Raw genomic sequence first — 17,693 nt, forward strand, 5'->3', positions numbered from 1 at the left:
TGATAACCAAGCAAGCGCTTGGTAAGTTCGCTCCACCTTCCCGTGGAGCTTGCCGATGTCTGCCTATCAGGAATACTTCGACCCCAGCCACCAATTGGTCCGCGACAGCGTGCGCCGTTTCGTCGAGCGCGAGATGTTGCCGGGCATCGAGCAGTGGGAGGAGGCCGAGAGCTTCCCCCGGGAGTTGTACCTCAAGGCCGGTGCGGCGGGGATCCTGGGAATCGGTTACCCCGAAGCCCTTGGCGGCAGTCATGAAGGTGACCTGTTCGCCAAGGTCGCGGCCAGCGAAGAACTGATGCGCTGCGGCTCCGGCGGTGTGGTGGCGGGGTTGGGCTCACTGGATATCGGCTTGCCACCCATCGTCAAATGGGCCCGGCCTGAAGTGCGCGATCGTGTCGCGCCACAGGTGTTGTGCGGCGAGAAGATCGCCGCCCTGGCCGTCACCGAGCCCGGTGGCGGCTCTGATGTCGCCAACCTGCAAACCCGCGCGGTGCGTGACGGCGACCATTACCGGGTCAGCGGCAGCAAAACCTTTATCACCAGCGGCCAGCGCGCCGACGTCTACACCGTCGCGGTACGCACCGGTGGGCCGGGCTTTGCCGGTATCAGCCTGTTGTTGATCGAAAAGGGCACGCCTGGTTTCACCACCGGTACACCGCTGAAGAAAATGGGCTGGTGGGCGTCGGACACTGCCGAACTGTTCTTCGACGATTGCCGCGTACCGGCAGGCAATCTGATCGGCGTCGAGAACATGGGCTTCGCCTGCATCATGGGCAACTTCCAGAACGAGCGGCTGGCCCTGGCCTTGATGGCCAACATGACGGCGCAAATGGCCCTGGAAGAGAGCCTGAAATGGGCCACCCAGCGAGAAGCGTTCGGCAAACCCATCGGCAAGTTCCAGGTGCTCAAGCATCGCTTGGCGGAAATGGCCACGGCGGTGGAAGTCTCTCGGGAGTTCACCTACCGCCAGGCCGCCAAGATGGCCGCGGGCAAGAGTGTAATCAAGGAGATTTCCATGGCCAAGAACCTCGCCACCGATACCGCCGACCGCGTGACCTACGATGCCGTGCAGATTCTCGGCGGCCAGGGGTACATGCGCGGCAACCTGGTGGAGCGGCTGTATCGCGACAACCGCATCCTGTCCATCGGTGGCGGGACTCGGGAAGTGATGAACGAAATCATCAGCAAGCAGATGGGCTTGTAGAAAGGGCTTTTGTGAAGAGGGAGTTGTGGCGAGGGAGCTTGCTCCCGCTGGGCTGCGTAGCGGCCCCAAGATCTTTGGGAGCGCTGCGCACTCCAGCGGGAGCAAGCTCCCTCGCCATACGAATCCCGGGTTATTGGTCTGTCAGTGCAAACTGCGTCAGGCAGAAGGTAGGAATACCCATGTCTTCCAGGCGCTGGGAACCACCCAGCTCCGGCAGATCGATGATCGCCGCCGCTTCGAAAATCCGTGCGCCCATGCGCCGGGCCAGGTTGGCTGCCGCGATCAGCGTGCCACCGGTGGCAATCAAGTCATCGAACATCAGCACCGAATCACCTTCACACAGACTGTCGGCGTGCACTTCCAGGAAAGCCTCGCCGTACTCGGTCTGGTAACCCTCGGCCAGCACGTCAGCCGGCAATTTGCCTTGCTTGCGGAACAGGATCAGCGGTTTGTTCAACTGATAGGCAATGATCGAACCGATCAAAAAGCCCCGGGCATCCATCGCGCCAATGTGGGTGAACTCGGCTTCGACGTAGCGGTGTACGAAGGTATCGGCCACCAGGCGCAAAGCCTTGGGCGACTGAAACAGCGGCGTGATATCGCGAAAGATCACCCCAGGCTTGGGGAAGTCGATGACTGGGCGAATCAGGGATTTGATGTCGAACGAATCGAAGACCATCGTCGAGGAGTCCTGGGGAGGAAAACGGACTCGAAGTATACCTGCGGCCCAGCCGATTGGCGCGGCCGCAAGCGTCTGGATCAACCGTCGAGCGAACCGCCAGCGAGGGCGCAGAGCTGGATCGGGTCGAGGATATGCACTTCCTTGCCTTCAGCGGCAATCAGCTCGTTCTGCTGGAAGCGGGTGAATACCCGGGACACGGTTTCCACCGCCAGGCCCAGGTAGTTGCCGATTTCGTTGCGCGACATGCTCAGGCGGAACTGATTGGCCGAGAAACCCCGCGCACGGAAACGCGCGGAGAGGTTGACCAGGAAGGTAGCGATCCGCTCGTCGGCGGTTTTCTTCGACAAGAGCAGCATCATTTGCTGGTCGTCGCGGATTTCCCGGCTCATCACGCGCATCAACTGGCGACGCAATTGCGGTAGCTGCAGGGCCAGTTCATCCAGACGCTCGAACGGAATTTCACAGACTGACGTGGTTTCCAGGGCCTGGGCCGATACCGGATGAATCTCAGTGTCCATGCCCGACAGTCCCACCAGTTCGCTGGGCAGGTGGAAGCCGGTGATCTGCTCTTCACCGCCATCGCTCAGGCTGAAGGTTTTCAACGCGCCAGAACGTACTGCATAAACGGAGTCAAACTTGTCGCCCTGGCGAAACAGGAACTCGCCTTTTTTCAGCGGGCGACCGCGTTTAACGATCTCGTCCAGCGCTTCCATGTCTTCCAGATTCAACGAAAGTGGCAGGCAGAGGGGGGCCAGGCTGCAATCCTTGCAATGAGCCTGGCTATGAGCGCGCAGTTTAACTGGCTCGGACATTTCTTAAATCCTTGTGGGAAAACACACATAAGACGTAAGGGTACCGCACTGGGGGACGATCAGGCCAGCGTGTACAAAAAAGCAGCAGCGATATAAAGGTTTATGTATCGGCGTCGATACATAGATGTCTCTCTATGAGCTGGAGCTCAGATCATGTCAGTCAGCACTGTCCAAAACCCGCTTATCAACGTGGCCGCAGTGGCCGTTTGGAAGGCTGCTGATGCAGCCAAGGAAAAAGAAGCCGCTGCCAAGGCGCCGGCTCTGGAAACCAAGGCTGCCGAGCCTACGGTCACTGAGGGCGTGAAGGTGGTCATTTCCGGTGCGGGGATGGGCATGGCCTCGGCAGCGAAATCCTCCAATAGCGATATTGATGAAAGCAGCCTGAGTGACAGCGCCAAGCAGCTGTTGAAGATGATCCGCGAATTGAGAAAGCAGCTGGCCGAGAAGATGGCCGAACTCTCTGCGGCCATGGCTGACACCTCCCTGAGCCCCGAGGCGCGCCAGGCCAAGGTGGCCGGTTTGCAGGGCGACGTGGCGACCATCCAGTCCGGCTTGATGACGGCCCAGACGCAATTGTCCAAAGTCCTGAAAGACGAGCCGCCTCAGGCTCAGATGGAAGCGATGAGCCTGATGGCGAAGTAACACTCAGATGACCCTGGAGAAGCGCTGCCGGTTCTGGTGTTCGAGGTAGGCATCGAACACCATGCACACCGAGCGCACCAGCAGGCGTCCAGCCGGCAATACGCGGATGCCTTGTGGGTCGAGTTCGATCAGCCCGTCCTCGGCCATTGCCTCCAGTTGTGGCCACAGCTCGTCGAAATAGCCACGAAAATCAATGTTGAAGGCCTGTTCGATCTTCTCGAATGCCAGGCTGAACTTGCAGATCAACTGCTGAATCACTTCCCGTCGTAACCGATCATCCGTGGTGCACAACAGCCCACGACTGGTGGCCAGTTGCGCGCCGGCCAGGGCGTTCTGGTAGTGGTTCAGGTCGCTGCTGTTCTGGCAGTACAGGTCGCCAATCTGGCTGATTGCCGACACCCCAAGCCCGATCAAATCGCAATGCCCGTGGGTGGTGTAGCCCTGGAAGTTGCGTTGCAGCCTGCCTTCCTCCTGAGCAACGGCCAGTTCGTCGTCCGGTAGGGCAAAGTGGTCCATGCCGATGTAGCGGTAGCCGGCCTGGGTCAATTGTTCGATGGTGGTTTGCAGCATCAGCAGCTTTTCCGCCGGGGTCGGCAGGTCTGCGGTGTTGATCCGCCGTTGGGGCATGAAACGTTCCGGCAGGTGTGCGTAGTTGAACACCGAGAGGCGGTCCGGTTGCAGGCTGATCACTTCCTCCACCGTGCGCGCAAAATTCAGCGGTGTCTGCTTGGGCAGGCCGTAGATCAGGTCGATATTGATCGAACGAAACTGCAGGGTGCGCGCTGCATCGATCACTGCGCGGGTTTCTTCCAGGCTTTGCAGGCGGTTCACCGCACGCTGCACTTCGGGGTCCAGGTCCTGCACGCCAATACTGACGCGGTTGAACCCCAGCTCACGCAGTAGGCCCATGGTCGCCCAGTCGGCTTCCCGCGGGTCGATTTCAATCCCGTAGTCGCCGGAGTCATCGTCCAGCAGGTTGAAGTGCTGGCGCAGCCGGCCCATGAGCTGACGCAGTTCGTCGTGGCTGAGAAAGGTCGGGGTGCCGCCGCCAAAGTGCAGTTGCTCCACTGGCTGCTTGGGGTCGAGGTGGCAGGCCACCAGCTGGATTTCCTGCTCCAGGCGTTGCAGATAGGCGTGGGCCCGTCCACGGTCCTTGGTGATGACCTTGTTGCAGGCGCAGTAGTAACAAATATTCGCGCAGAACGGCACATGCACATACAGCGACAATGGCCGTGTGGCCTTGCGACTGTCACGCAGGGCGTGGAGCAGGTCGAAGGTGCCGACCTGGCTGTCGAATTGTACGGCGGTGGGGTACGAGGTGTAGCGCGGCCCCGCCAGGTCGTAGCGGTGAATCAGATCAGTGTCCCAACGAATGGCGTCGAGCATGCGGGCGTTCCCCCGGATTGGCTAGTGGGCCGAGTCTAGGGGCTGGGTGCAGAGGCCATCTTGATTTGCATCAACGGGGAGCGGCGCTATGCCACATGGCCTTTTAATGGCCCATTAGCCAGTGCTGGTGCGGCCCGGGCAAGGTCCAGACGCCGAACAGGATGACCAACAGGCCTCCCGTCATCCGCACGCTACGTTTACGTAACAACGCTGTTACTCGATCAGCGGCTAACCCCGTGGCCAGCAGCACCGGCCAGGTGCCGAGGCCGAAGGCGAGCATCAGCACTGCACTGTCCAGCGCATTGCCCTGGCTGGCCGCCCACAGCAGGGTGCTGTAGACCAACCCGCACGGCAGCCAGCCCCAGAGCGCACCCAGCAGTAACGCCCGGGGCAGGCTGGACACCGGCAGCAAACGGTTGGCGATCGGCTGGATATGCCGCCACAGGCCGCGACCGAGGCTTTCGATACGGGTCAGGCCGCTCCACCAGCCGGCCAGGTACAGACCCATGCAAATCAGCAACAGCCCGGCGAGGATGCGCATGAACATCGCCGCCGGGCTGTTGGCCACGGCCCAGCCGGCCAAGCCGATCAACAGGCCGGCGGTGGCGTAGCTGAGGATGCGTCCCAGGTTATAGGCCAACAGCAGGCGAAAGCGCCGACTGCGTTGCTCCTTGGGAATCGCCAGGGTCAGCGCGCCCATCAGGCCGCCGCACATGCCCAGGCAATGGCCGCCGCCCAGCAGGCCGAGGATCACCGCCGAGACCAGCAGGGGCGCCAGTTCAAGCATGGGGCGGGTCTTTGGGCTTGGGCGGTTGCTCAGGGCCGTTGGCTTCGTCGACGGCGGCCAGGTGATTCGGGTCCTGGTCGTCGAACAGCACACTGTGGGCCGGGCCATCGAGGTCGTCATACTGGCCGCTGTCCACCGCCCAGAAGAAGATGTAAATGGCGATGGCCACGATCAACAGCGCCGCCGGGATCATCACGTAAAGAGCTGGCATCTGCACTCCATGCCCGCGCGGCTCAAGCCGGCAGCGGACGGGTTACGGGGGCGGCGCTCGCGGCTGGCGTGCTCGGCAGGCGAGTCAGGCGCAGGGCGTTGAGCACCACGGTCAACGAACTGAGGGACATGCCGATCGCTGCCCAGATGGGGGTGATCCAGCCGAGGGCGGCAAACGGCAACATCAGGCCATTGTACAGCCCGGCCCACAGCAGGTTTTCAATGATTACTCGGCGAGTGCGCCGGGCCAGGGTAAAGGCTTGTACCAGGGCGTCGAGGCGGTTCGACAACAGCACCGCGTCGGCACTGGTCTTGGCCAGGTCGGTGGCCGAGCCCATGGCCACGCTGATATCGGCGGCGGCCAGCACCGGCACGTCGTTGACGCCGTCACCGAGCATCAGCACCTTGCGGCCTTCCTTGTGCAACTGCTGCAGCATTTGCAGCTTGTCGTCGGGGCGCAGGCCGCCGTGTGCTTCGTCGATGCCCAGCTCAAGGGCGACGCTGGCGACCATTGGCGAGCTGTCGCCCGACAGCAGCAAGGTGCGCCAGCCGCGTGCCTTGCAGGCGGCGAGCAAGGCGGGGGCGTCGCTGCGCAGGCGATCATCCAGGACAAACCAGGCCAGGGCGCCCTCGACATCCCCCAACAGCAGCCATTGGCCGGCTTCCTGCGGTGGGGCGGGGAGGGCGCAGCCGCTCAGTTCACAGACAAAACCCGGCTGGCCAATGCGCAACTGGCGGTTACCAACGCGTCCTTCCAGGCCCAGTCCCGGGGTGCTGAGCACTTCATCCGCCGCCAGGGGAGCGCGGCCGAATGCGCGGGCAATCGGGTGTTCCGAGCGTTGCTCCAGCGCGGCGGCAAGGCTCAGGCACTCGTCGCTGCCCAGCACGCTCAACGGGCGGATGGCACGCAAGGCCAAGCGACCTTCGGTGAGGGTGCCGGTCTTGTCGAAAATCACCGTGTCGATCTGGTTCAGGCCTTCCAGCACGTGGCCCCGGGTCAGCAGCAGGCCGAGCTTGTGCAGGGTGCCGGTGGCCGCCGTCAGGGCGGTTGGCGTCGCCAGGGACAGGGCGCAAGGGCAGGTTGCAACCAGCATCGCCAGGACAATCCAGAAGGCCCGTGAAGAATCCAGCTCCCACCATACAAGGCCGATCACCGCAGCCGCGATCAGCGAGCACAACAGGAACCATTGGGCGGCGCGGTCGGCGATTTCCGCCAGCCGGGGTTTCTCTGCCTGGGCCCGTTCCAGCAGGCGTACGATGGCCGACAGGCGCGTGTCGTGGCCCAGGGCGCGGACTTCGACGGTCAGCGCGCCTTCGACGTTGAGGGTGCCGGCGGTCACCGCATCGCCGACCTGTCGCGGTTGCGGCAGGTACTCGCCGGTCAGCAGGGATTCGTCGATGCTCGACTGGCCGTCGAGGATGATGCCATCTGCCGGCAGCACCGCACCCGGATGCACCAGCACCCGATCCCCCAAGGCCAGTTCGCTGAGCAGGATCCGCTCACTTTGCCCATCGGCACTCATGCGCAGGCACGAAGCTGGCAACAGATTGACCAACTGTGCGGTCGCCGCCGCCGTGCGTTCCCGGGCGCGTCGCTCCAGGTAGCGCCCGGCCAGCAGGAACAGGGCAAACATGCCGACGGCATCGAAGTACAGCTCGCCGGTGCCGGTGATGGCGGTCCAGATTCCGGCCAGGTACGCACCGCCGATTGCCAGCGATACCGAGACATCCATGGTCAGGTGGCGGGTGCGCAGGTCGCGCATCGCACCTTTGAAGAAGGGTGCGCAGCTGTAGAACACGATTGGCGTTGTAAGAAACATCGCGACCCAGCGCAGGATCACATGCAGCTCCGGGCTCAGGTCGATGTTGAATTCCGGCCAGGTGGCCATCGTTGCCATCATCGCCTGGAACCACAGCAACCCGGCCACGCCCAATTGACGCAAGGCCAGGCGGTTTTCGCTGGCCAGCTGTTCGGCGGCGCGATCGGCTTGGTATGGGTGGGCGGCGTAGCCGATATGGCGCAACTCGCCGAGCAGTTGGCTCAACGGCAATTGCCCATCGGCCCAGCGCACGTGCAGGCGGTGGTTGGACAGGTTCAAGCGCGCCTCGGCCACCGCGGGCAGGCTGCGCAGGTGTTTTTCGATCAGCCAGCCGCAGGCGGCGCAGCTGATGCCTTCCATCAACAGCGTGGCTTCCGACAGACCGCCGTCGTGGCGGACGAAAGGCTTTTGCACATCCGCGCGGTCATACAGCGCCAGCTCGTCCACCAGTTGCACCGGCAGCGCCTCGGGGTTGGCCGAGGCTTCGCTGCGGTGCTGGTAATAGCTTTCCAGGCCGCCGGCGACAATCGCCTCGGCCACCGCCTGACAGCCCGGGCAACACAGCTCGCGGGGCTCGCCGAGGATCACCGCAATGAAGCGGCTGCCGGGCGGCACGGGCAGGGCGCAGTGGTAGCAGGGGATTGGGGTGGTCATGGCTCAGTTCCGATGATCGTTCCCACGCTCTGCGTGGGAACGCTTCGCTGGACGCTCCGCGTCCGCTCTTGTGACGCGGAGCGTCACGGGATGCATGCCCACGCAGAGCGCGGGAACGATCAAACAGGTGCCGCTCTATTTTTTCAGGTCTTCAGCACCCTGCAGCGGCTCGTCACCCAGCAGCAAGTCCTTGTCATGGCTGACCTGTTCTTCTTCAAACATACGCCAGGTCCTGTCGCCTTCCACCCCCAGCAGTTCGACGAAGCGGCGGCCTTCGACCTTGTCGGTCACTTGGCCGATGTAGCGGCCAGGTTCGCTGTCGCTGCGGGTCAGGATGATCTTGCGGTCCTTCTCTGGCTGGGTCGGCGAAATCAGGTTCAGTTCCAGGGTGCCGGGCCCGCTGTTGCCGGTCAGGTGCACTTCGACTTCGCCGGTCAGCTCGTCCAGGTGCACCTTGGCCCGCAGTTGCAGGGTCTGGGCCAGCAGTTCGCGGTCCAGGGAACGGTTGATGCCTTTGCCCGCCTCATAGTAGTTGTCGTTGACCAGGTTGTCGGGGTTCTTCACCGCGATGGTCACCATGGACAAGGTCAATGTCACCGAACAGGTCAGGATCCCGATGATGATCCAGGGCCAGAGGTGCTTGTACCAGGGGCTTGCGGCAGTAGCTGCGGGCATTGTTCGGCTCTCTATTAACGGACTTGTGGGCCGATAAATCGGCTCTTGGCTTCAATGTGAACGCTGTCGTCATCGGCATCCTTGAGGATGAATTTCACCTCGTTGGTGCTCGACGGCAGTTGCTCCGGTGCGCTCGACAACTCCACCGGCATGCTGAAGATTTCCCCGGCGGCCACCTTGACCTCGCGCCGGCCTTGCAGCTTCAGGTCCGGCAGGCCTGCGGCATCCAGCACATAAGTGTGGTCGCGCTGGTCCTTGTTCATGATCTTCAGGCTGTAGACGTTTTCGATCCGGCCTTCGGCGTTTTCGCGGTACAGCACACGGTCCTTGCTGACGTCGAAACCCACCAGCGAACGCATGAAGAATGCGCCTGCCAACAGGCCCATCATCGCCAGCAGCACCAGGGCATAACCGATCAGGCGCGGGCGCAGCTTATGGGTTTTCTGCCCCGACAGGTTGTGCTCGGTGGTGTAGCTGATCAGGCCGCGGGGGTATTCCATCTTGTCCATGATGTTGTCGCAGGCGTCGATGCAGGCCGCGCAGCCGATGCATTCGATCTGCAGGCCGTCACGGATGTCGATGCCGGTGGGGCACACCTGCACGCACATCGTGCAATCGATGCAATCCCCCAGGCCCTCGGCCTTGTAGTCGATGCCTTTTTTGCGCGGGCCACGGGCTTCACCACGGCGCGGGTCGTAGGAAACGATCATCGTGTCCTTGTCGAACATCACGCTCTGGAAGCGCGCATACGGGCACATGTAGATGCACACTTGCTCCCGCAGCCAGCCGGCGTTGCCGTAGGTGGCGAGGGTGAAGAAGCCGACCCAGAAATACGACCAGCCGTCGGCCTGGCCGGTGAAGAAGTCGAATACCAGTTCCCTGATCGGCGAGAAGTAGCCGACGAAGGTCATGCCGGTGACAAACCCGATGATCAGCCACAGGCTGTGCTTGCTGAGTTTTCTCAGGAACTTGTTGGCGCTCATCGGCGCCTTGTCCAGCTTGATGCGCTGGTTGCGGTCGCCTTCGGTGACCTTTTCGCACCACATGAAGATCCAGGTCCACACGCTTTGCGGGCAGGTGTAGCCGCACCAGACGCGGCCGGCATACACGGTGATGAAGAACAGGCCAAACGCCGCCACGATCAGGATGCCCGACAGCAGGATGAAATCCTGGGGCCAGAAGGTCGCACCGAAAATGAAGAATTTACGCTCCGGCAGGTTCCACCACACGGCCTGGTGACCACCCCAGTTCAGCCACACGGTGCCGAAGTAGAGGAGGAACAAACCGGCACCCCCGAGCATCCGCAAATTGCGGAACAAACCGGTGAAGGCGCGGGTGTAGATTTTCTCCCGTGACGCGTAGAGATCGACAGTGTTGCTTGATTTTTTGGCAGGCGGGGTAACGTTCTGTACCGGTATCTGGTTGCTCATCATTGCATCCCACGGCAGTGGAGATTTGCCTCGGCCAGTACGTGCCAGCCGGGGTCAAAATAGGGGTGTTGCAGTGGCCTAATGATACGCCCCTGATACCCTTCAACGGGTGCGACCTTTGGTCGCGTTGGGGGAAATCAATTGATGGTGTACGTGATCTGGATCAATTGACTTGTGAAGTATGGACGGTTTTTGCTGTTGCGGTGGGCGGGCAGGTCCTCAATGCAGTCAGCCAAGAGCCCCGGATCTTCAAAACAAGGCAGGTCTGATGTGGGAGCGGGCTTGCTCGCGAATGCGCAGTGTCAGTCAACTTATTGGTTACTGATACACCGCATTCGCGAGCAAGCCCGCCCCCACATTGGATCTTTGGTGGTTTCAAAAACGGCTCTGTCAGCTTCCGCTGACAGAGCCGTTTTTATGGCCGTTTTGCCTTACTCGGCGTCCGCCGGCTTGTCCCCATGGGACAGGCTGTAAACATACGCCGCCAGCAAATGCACCTTGTCATTGCCCTGCAATTGCTCCTGCGCAGGCATCTGGCCCTGACGGCCATAACGGATGGTCTGCTGCAGTTGCGCGAAGCTCGAGCCGTAGATGAACGCGCCCGGGTGGGTCAGGTCAGGTGCGCCCATGGCGGGGGTACCTTTACCGGCGGGACCGTGGCACGCCACGCAGTTGGCGGCGAAGAGTTTCTCGCCGTTGGCCACGTCTGCCTTCGCGCCTTCCGGCAGTTTGCGGCCATCGAGATTGGTCACCACAAAGCCGGCCACATCGGCCACGCCTTGCTCGCCAATGACTTCGGCCCAGGCCGGCATCACCGCGTGGCGGCCTTTCATGATGGTTTCCTTGATGGTGGCCGGGTCGCCGCCCCAGCGCCAGTCGGCGTCGGTCAGGTTGGGAAAGCCGTAGGCCCCCTTGGCGTCGGAACCGTGGCACACCGAGCAGTTGGAGGCGAACAGGCGGCCACCCATCTTCAAGGCTTGCGGGTCCTTGGCCACTTCTTCAATCGGCATGGCGGCGAACTTGGCGAAGATCGGCCCGAACTTGGCGTCCGACTTGGCCATTTCCTTTTCCCATTCGTGCACGCCGGTCCAGCCGGTCTGGCCGTTGGCGAAGGGGGTTTGCTTGTCGTTGTCGAGGTAGTTGTAGCCCGGCAGCAGGCCTTTCCAGTTGCCCAGGCCAGGGTACAGCGCCAGGTAACCGAGGGCGAAGATGATGGTGCCGACAAACAGCATGAACCACCATTTCGGCAGCGGGTTGTCGTACTCCTCGATGCCGTCGAACGAGTGGCCGACGGTTTCATCGGTTTGCTCGGCGCGCTGGCCCTTGCGGGTCGACAGCAGCAGCCAGGTCAGGGCGAAAATGGTACCCAGACTGAGGACTGTGACGTACAGACTCCAGAACGTAGTCATTCTTTGTTACTCCTAGACGCTTCTACGACGTGCTTGATGGCTTCGGGATCATCCGCGAAGGGCAGCAACGTCGCGTCTTCAAACTCCGACTTGCGCTTGGGGCTGAACACCCACAACGCCAGGCCGATAAAGGCCACCATCACGACAACGGTGCCCAGGCCTCGAATCATCCCGATATCCATAGTGATCACCGTTTGCTTTTGATGATGGTGCCAAGGCCTTGCAAGTAGGCCACCAGTGCGTCCATTTCGGTCTTGCCCTTCACGGCAGCTGCCGCGCCGGCGATGTCTTCGTCGGTGTAGGGCACGCCGAGGGTGCGCAAGACTTCCATCTTCTTGGCGGTGTCCTTGCCGTCGAGTTTGTTTTCGACCAGGAACGGGTACGCCGGCATCTTCGACTCGGGCACCACGTTGCGCGGGTTGTACAAGTGCGCACGCTGCCAGTCATCGGAGTAGCGACCGCCGACACGGGCCAGGTCCGGGCCGGTACGCTTGGAACCCCACAGGAACGGGTGGTCCCACACGCTTTCACCGGCCACCGAGTAGTGGCCGTAGCGTTCGGTTTCGGCGCGGAACGGGCGGATCATCTGCGAGTGGCAGCCGACACAACCGTTGGCGATGTAGACGTCGCGGCCTTCCAGTTCAAGGGCGGTGCGCGGCTTCATGCCTTCCACCGGCTTGTTGGTCACGTCCTGGAAAAACAGCGGAACGATCTGGGTCAGGCCGCCGATACTCACGGCGATGACCATGAAAAAGGCCAGCAGGCCGATATTCTTCTCGACTACTTCATGCTTCATCAGTGAGCTCCCACAACGGCGATCTTGGTAGCGGCTTCGGCTTCTACTGGGTCGGAGGCACGCACGGTGCGCCACACGTTGTAGGCCATGAACAGCATGCCGCTGGCAAAGATCGCACCGCCCAGGGCGCGCACGATGTAACCCGGATGGCTGGCTTGCAGCCCTTCGACGAAGGAGTAAGTAAGGGTGCCGTCGTCGTTGATCGCACGCCACATCAGGCCTTGGGTGATGCCGTTGACCCACATCGAGGCGATGTAGAGCACGGTACCGATGGTGGCCAGCCAGAAGTGCGTGTTGATCAGGCTGACGCTGTGCATCTGCGCCCGGCCGAACAGTTTCGGGGTCATGTGGTACAGCGCACCGATGGAGATCATCGCTACCCAACCGAGGGCGCCGGCGTGTACGTGGCCGATGGTCCAGTCGGTGTAGTGGGACAGCGAGTTGACGGTCTTGATGGCCATCATCGGGCCTTCGAAGGTCGACATGCCGTAGAACGCCAGGGAGACCACCAGGAACCGCAGGATCGGGTCGGTGCGCAATTTATGCCAGGCGCCCGACAGGGTCATCATGCCGTTGATCATGCCGCCCCAGCTGGGGGCCAGCAGGATAATCGACATGGCCATGCCCAGGGACTGGGCCCAGTCCGGCAACGCGGTGTAGTGCAGGTGGTGCGGACCGGCCCAGATGTACAGGGTGATCAGCGCCCAGAAGTGCACGATGGACAGGCGATAGGAGTAGATCGGACGCTCGGCCTGTTTCGGCACGAAGTAGTACATCATCCCCAGGAAGCCGGTGGTGAGGAAGAAGCCTACGGCGTTGTGGCCGTACCACCACTGGATCATCGCGTCCGTCGCCCCGGCGTAGGCCGAGTAGGACTTGAAGAAGCTCACCGGCAAGGAGGCGTGGTTGACGATGTGCAGCATCGCCGTCACCAGGATAAACGCCCCGTAGAACCAGTTGCCGACGTAGATGTGCTTGGTCTTGCGCTTGACGATGGTGCCGAAGAACACCACCGCGTAGGTCACCCAGACAATCGCCAGCAAAATGGCGATCGGCCATTCCAGCTCAGCGTATTCCTTGGTGGTGGTGTAGCCCAGCGGCAGGGTGATGATCGCGCCAACGATGACCGCTTGCCAGCCCCAGAAGGTAAAGGCAGCCAATGCATCGGAAATCAGTCGCGTTTGGCAGGTTCGCTGCACGACGTAGTAAGAAGTGGCAAACAGTGCACATCCACCGAAGGCAAAAATCACCAGGTTGGTGTGCAACGGGCGCAGGCGTCCAAACGTCGTCCATGGCAGGCCAAAGTTCAACTCTGGCCAAACCAGTTGCGAGGCGATGAAGACACCGAGCCCCATGCCAAGGATCCCCCAGACCACCGTCATGATGGCGAACTGGCGGACTACCTTATAGTTATAAGCAGTCGGACTGATTGCTGTGCTCATTCTAAGGTTCCACGGTTTAGGTTTTTTTATAGGGTAAAAATCGGTCGCAAGTATGGAGAAAGCAAGATTCCATTGCAACGCAAGGTGACCTGCGTCAATGCGTTCCAAACCAGATTCTGCGCCCTTTCCATGTTTGGCGTAAGGACAAAATTCAGGGTTAAAAGCTGACGACTTGGACAGGATTTTAAGCGGGTCGAAGGTACTTGTAACTGAGTGTGTGTAAACAAGCCGCTCGGGTGACGAGTGGTCAGTGGCACGACAGCCGGTAAGTACCAGCCTTTGCGCCTGTCATCGAGCAGAAATGTTTCAACCCATCGAGTGCAAGTCGGCCATCGACCGGCCAATGCCGGTCCACTGTGCAAACAAGCGTAGACCCGAATGGCAGGAGGGGAAAGTCGCTGATCGGAAGGGTGCGACAATGGGTCGCAAAAAAGCCGCACCTGAATCAGGCGCGGCTTTTGGGGAGTGCAGGATTACTTGGGTTGGCTGTCAGGCGTTGCGCCATCGGCGTTATGGGACAGGCTGTAGACGTAGGCCGCAAGCAAATGCACCTTGTCATTGCCTTGCAGCGCTTCCTGCGCGGGCATCTGGCCTTGGCGACCGTGGCGAATGGTCTGCTGCAGCTGTGCCAGGCTGGTGCCGTAGATAAAGCCACTGGGTTGCGTGAGGTTCGGTGCGCCCATGGCTTCCACACCATGGCCTTGCGGACCGTGGCAGGCGACACAGGTGGTGCTGAACGTCACTTGGCCCGCCGCGACGTCAGCGGTGCTGTCCGCCGGCAACGGCAGGCCCGCCAGTTCATGGCGCACATAGGCCGCGACGTTTTTCACACCGTCTTCGCCCAGCACTTCACCCCAAGCCGGCATCGCGGCATGACGACCATTCATGATGGTCATCTTGATGGCGTCCGCCGAACCGCCCCAGCGCCAGATGTTGTCCGCCAGGTTCGGGAAGCCATAGGCGCCCTTGGCATCCGAGCCGTGGCACACCGCGCAGTTGGAGGCAAACAGGCGACCGCCCATTTTCAGCGCTTGCGGGTCCTTGGCGACTTCTTCCACGGGCATGGCCGCGAATTTGGCGAAGATCGGCCCGAACTTGGTGTCGGCCTTGGCCATTTCCTTGTCCCATTCCTTGGCCGAGGTCCAGCCGTCTTCATAGCCCGGCAGCACGCCTTTCCAGTTGCCCAGGCCCGGGTAGAGAATCAGGTAGCCGACCGCAAACACCAGGGTGCCGGCGAACAGCATGAACCACCATTGCGGCAGCGGGTTGTCGTACTCCTCGATCCCGTCGAAGGCGTGGCCCATGGTCTGGTCCACGCTGCCCTTGGTCTCGCCCTTGCGGGTGCCGATCAACAGCCAGGTCAGGCCGATCAGGCTGCCGAGGGTCAGTACACAGATCCATGTACTCCAGAAGGTAGTCATGGCCGGTTGCTCCTTGTTGCAGGCTCTTCTTGAGCGTCGGGGGTTGGCGGTAGCGGTTCATCGGCAAACGGCAGCAGGCAGGCCTCGGCGAACTCCGCGTTGCGCCGGGAGTTGAACACCCACAGCGACAGGCCGATGAAGGCGATGGCCACGACCAGCGTGCCGAGGCCGCGGATGGTTCCAGCATCGAATTCAAATCCCATGGCTCACCTCTTGCTCTTGATGGCAGTGCCGAGCACTTGCAGGTAGGAAACCAGTGCGTCCATCTCGGTCTTGCCCTTGAGGGTGGCCACGGCGCCGGCGATGTCGTCGTCGGTGTACGGCACGCCGAGGGTGCGCATCACTTTGAGCTTGGTCTCGGTGTGGCTGCTGTCGACCGGAGCGGTGACCAGCCATGGGTACGCTGGCATCTTCGATTCCGGCACCACGTTGCGCGGGTTGTACAAGTGCGCGCGGTGCCAGTCGTCCGAGTAGCGAGCGCCGACGCGGGCCAGGTCCGGCCCGGTGCGCTTGGAGCCCCACAGGAAGGGGTGATCCCACACGCTTTCACCGGCCACCGAGTAGTGGCCGTAGCGCTCGGTTTCGGCGCGGAACGGGCGGATCATCTGCGAGTGGCACTGTACGCAACCTTCGCGGATGTAGATGTCGCGGCCTTCCAGTTGCAGCGCGGTGTAGGGCTTCATGCCTTCCACCGGCTTGTTGGTCACGTCTTGGAAGAACAGCGGCACAATCTGGGTCAGTCCGCCGATACTCACGGCGAGCACCATCAGCAGCATCAGCAGGCCGACGTTCTTTTCAATGGTTTCGTGTTTCATCATCGACTCCTCAGGCCATCTGCGCCGCAGCGGCGACTTCGGCGGGTTGTGCCGAACGCACGGTGCGCCACGTGTTGTAAGCCATCAGGAACATGCCGCTGAGGAAGATCGCCCCACCCACCAGCCGCACGATGAAGCCTGGGTGGCTGGCCACCAGGGTTTCGACGAAGGAGTAGGTCAAGGTGCCGTCTTCGTTGACCGCACGCCACATCAGGCCCTGGGCAATGCCGTTGACCCACATCGAAGCGATGTAGAGCACGGTGCCGATGGTGGCCAGCCAGAAGTGCGCGTTGATCAGGCCGACGCTGTACATCTGCTCGCGACCGAAGACTTTCGGGATCATGTGGTACAGCGCGCCGATGGAAATCATCGCGACCCAACCGAGGGCGCCGGCGTGTACGTGGCCGATGGTCCAGTCGGTGTAGTGGGAGAGGGCGTTGACCGTCTTGATGGCCATCATCGGCCCTTCGAAGGTCGACATGCCGTAGAACGCGAGAGACACCACCAGGAAGCGCAGGATCGGGTCGCTGCGCAACTTATGCCAGGCGCCCGACAAGGTCATCATGCCGTTGATCATCCCGCCCCAGCTCGGTGCCAGCAGCACCAGCGACATCACCATGCCCAGGGACTGTGCCCAGTCCGGCAACGCGGTGTAGTGCAAGTGGTGGGGGCCGGCCCAGATGTACAGGGTGATCAGTGCCCAGAAGTGCACGATGGACAGGCGATAGGAATACACCGGACGTTCGGCCTGTTTCGGCACGAAGTAGTACATCATCCCGAGGAAGCCTGCGGTGAGGAAAAAGCCTACCGCGTTATGCCCGTACCACCACTGCACCATGGCATCCGTCGCACCGCCGTAGGCCGAGTAGGACTTGGTCCAGCTCACCGGCAGGGACGCGTGGTTGACGATGTGCAGGATAGCCACGGTGATGATGAACGCACCGAAGAACCAGTTACCGACGTAGATATGCTTGGTGTTGCGCTTCATCACCGTGCCGAAGAACACGACGCCGTAGGCCACCCAGACCACGGCGATGAGAATGGCGATCGGCCATTCCAGCTCGGCGTATTCCTTGGAGGTGGTGTAGCCCAGCGGCAAGCTGATCGCGGCCAGCACAATCACCAACTGCCAGCCCCAGAAGCAGAACTGCGCGAGTTTGGGCGCGAACAGCTGGGTCTGGCAGGTGCGTTGCACCGAGTAGAAGGAGCTGGCAAACAGCGCGCAACCGCCAAAGGCAAAGATCACCGCGTTGGTGTGCAGTGGGCGCAAACGGCCGAAACTGGTCCAGGGCAAATTGAAGTTGAGTTCGGGCCATACCAACTGGGCTGCGAGAAAAACCCCGAGCCCCATGCCGACGATGCCCCACACCACCGTCATAATGGCGAATTGGCGGACCACCTTGTAGTTATAGGCGGTACTTAAAGTAGTGTTCATGGTTCCCCATCCACGGTTCAACCCAAGCAAATGCGGCACTTGGGCTGGAGTTATAGGCAGACTAAAAAGCGAG

18 protein-coding genes are annotated in these 17,693 nt (G+C 61.6%); 2 read left to right on the top strand and 16 right to left on the bottom strand.

All coding sequences use genetic code 11. From position 1 onward, the window contains the following. Positions 1-55 precede the first annotated feature (55 nt). On the top strand, positions 56-1,204 hold the full coding sequence (locus tag D109_RS0112405) for an acyl-CoA dehydrogenase family protein (protein ID WP_017477174.1): 1,149 nt from the start codon (positions 56-58) through the stop codon (positions 1,202-1,204). A gap of 130 nt (positions 1,205-1,334) precedes the next feature. On the opposite strand, the gene D109_RS0112410 is transcribed toward D109_RS0112405, so the two are convergent. Together D109_RS0112410 and fnr are read right to left on the bottom strand one after the other, a co-directional pair. Then, the gene (locus tag D109_RS0112410; protein ID WP_017477175.1) at positions 1,335-1,883 is read right to left on the bottom strand and encodes an adenine phosphoribosyltransferase; all 549 of its coding nucleotides are present in this window, start codon (positions 1,881-1,883) and stop codon (positions 1,335-1,337) included. An 80-nt stretch (positions 1,884-1,963) separates the two neighbouring features. Further along, on the bottom strand, positions 1,964-2,698 hold the full coding sequence (fnr, locus tag D109_RS0112415; RefSeq protein ID WP_003219044.1) for a fumarate/nitrate reduction transcriptional regulator Fnr: 735 nt from the start codon (positions 2,696-2,698) through the stop codon (positions 1,964-1,966). A 153-nt stretch (positions 2,699-2,851) separates the two neighbouring features. On the opposite strand from fnr, the gene D109_RS0112420 reads away from it, so the two are divergent. After that, positions 2,852-3,340: a hypothetical protein gene (locus D109_RS0112420; protein ID WP_017477176.1), complete on the top strand. Its 489-nt coding sequence runs from the start codon at positions 2,852-2,854 to the stop codon at positions 3,338-3,340. Between the two features lie 3 nt (positions 3,341-3,343). On the opposite strand, the gene hemN is transcribed toward D109_RS0112420, so the two are convergent. From hemN to ccoN (D109_RS0112490), 14 genes are all read right to left on the bottom strand, one after another. Then, positions 3,344-4,726 (bottom strand): oxygen-independent coproporphyrinogen III oxidase, encoded by a 1,383-nt coding sequence (hemN, locus tag D109_RS0112425; protein WP_017477177.1) that lies wholly within the window; start codon positions 4,724-4,726, stop codon positions 3,344-3,346. Positions 4,727-4,829: 103 nt separating this feature from the next. Beyond that, a complete protein-coding gene (locus D109_RS0112430; protein WP_017477178.1) occupies positions 4,830-5,513 on the bottom strand; it encodes a sulfite exporter TauE/SafE family protein in 684 nt (227 codons plus the stop codon). Then, positions 5,506-5,724, bottom strand: a complete 219-nt coding sequence (gene ccoS / locus D109_RS0112435) for a cbb3-type cytochrome oxidase assembly protein CcoS (RefSeq protein WP_003219033.1) — start codon at positions 5,722-5,724, stop codon at positions 5,506-5,508. The genes D109_RS0112430 and ccoS overlap by 8 nt, the downstream gene beginning before the upstream one ends. 22 nt (positions 5,725-5,746) lie before the next feature. Continuing rightward, the gene (locus D109_RS0112440) at positions 5,747-8,197 is read right to left on the bottom strand and encodes a heavy metal translocating P-type ATPase (protein ID WP_017477179.1); all 2,451 of its coding nucleotides are present in this window, start codon (positions 8,195-8,197) and stop codon (positions 5,747-5,749) included. Positions 8,198-8,332: 135 nt separating this feature from the next. Then, a complete protein-coding gene (locus D109_RS0112445; RefSeq protein ID WP_017477180.1) occupies positions 8,333-8,872 on the bottom strand; it encodes a FixH family protein in 540 nt (179 codons plus the stop codon). A 14-nt stretch (positions 8,873-8,886) separates the two neighbouring features. Further along, on the bottom strand, positions 8,887-10,302 hold the full coding sequence (gene ccoG / locus D109_RS0112450; protein ID WP_017477181.1) for a cytochrome c oxidase accessory protein CcoG: 1,416 nt from the start codon (positions 10,300-10,302) through the stop codon (positions 8,887-8,889). Between the two features lie 431 nt (positions 10,303-10,733). Further along, complete coding sequence (gene ccoP / locus D109_RS0112455) at positions 10,734-11,711, bottom strand: cytochrome-c oxidase, cbb3-type subunit III (protein WP_017477182.1); 978 nt, start codon at positions 11,709-11,711, stop codon at positions 10,734-10,736. Further along, positions 11,708-11,893 (bottom strand): CcoQ/FixQ family Cbb3-type cytochrome c oxidase assembly chaperone, encoded by a 186-nt coding sequence (locus D109_RS0112460; protein WP_008437575.1) that lies wholly within the window; start codon positions 11,891-11,893, stop codon positions 11,708-11,710. Before D109_RS0112460 ends, ccoP (D109_RS0112455) begins: the two co-directional genes overlap by 4 nt. Before the next feature lie 5 nt (positions 11,894-11,898). Then, positions 11,899-12,507 carry a cytochrome-c oxidase, cbb3-type subunit II gene (ccoO, locus tag D109_RS0112465; RefSeq protein WP_003193167.1) on the bottom strand — a complete coding sequence of 203 codons (609 nt, stop codon included), beginning with the start codon at positions 12,505-12,507 and terminating at the stop codon, positions 11,899-11,901. Continuing rightward, on the bottom strand, positions 12,507-13,949 hold the full coding sequence (gene ccoN, locus D109_RS0112470) for a cytochrome-c oxidase, cbb3-type subunit I (RefSeq protein ID WP_017477183.1): 1,443 nt from the start codon (positions 13,947-13,949) through the stop codon (positions 12,507-12,509). The genes ccoO (D109_RS0112465) and ccoN (D109_RS0112470) overlap by 1 nt, the downstream gene beginning before the upstream one ends. A gap of 473 nt (positions 13,950-14,422) precedes the next feature. After that, positions 14,423-15,370, bottom strand: a complete 948-nt coding sequence (gene ccoP, locus D109_RS0112475) for a cytochrome-c oxidase, cbb3-type subunit III (RefSeq protein WP_017477184.1) — start codon at positions 15,368-15,370, stop codon at positions 14,423-14,425. After that, complete coding sequence (locus D109_RS0112480) at positions 15,367-15,573, bottom strand: cbb3-type cytochrome c oxidase subunit 3 (RefSeq protein WP_003219012.1); 207 nt, start codon at positions 15,571-15,573, stop codon at positions 15,367-15,369. The genes ccoP (D109_RS0112475) and D109_RS0112480 overlap by 4 nt, the downstream gene beginning before the upstream one ends. A gap of 3 nt (positions 15,574-15,576) precedes the next feature. Beyond that, positions 15,577-16,185: a cytochrome-c oxidase, cbb3-type subunit II gene (gene ccoO, locus D109_RS0112485; protein WP_010176375.1), complete on the bottom strand. Its 609-nt coding sequence runs from the start codon at positions 16,183-16,185 to the stop codon at positions 15,577-15,579. Between the two features lie 10 nt (positions 16,186-16,195). Next, positions 16,196-17,620: a cytochrome-c oxidase, cbb3-type subunit I gene (ccoN, locus tag D109_RS0112490; protein WP_017477185.1), complete on the bottom strand. Its 1,425-nt coding sequence runs from the start codon at positions 17,618-17,620 to the stop codon at positions 16,196-16,198. Positions 17,621-17,693 lie beyond the last annotated feature (73 nt).

The organism is Pseudomonas sp. PAMC 26793 (genome assembly GCF_000313235.1).
In the GTDB taxonomy this organism is placed as follows: Bacteria; Pseudomonadota; Gammaproteobacteria; order Pseudomonadales; family Pseudomonadaceae; genus Aquipseudomonas; species Aquipseudomonas yamanorum.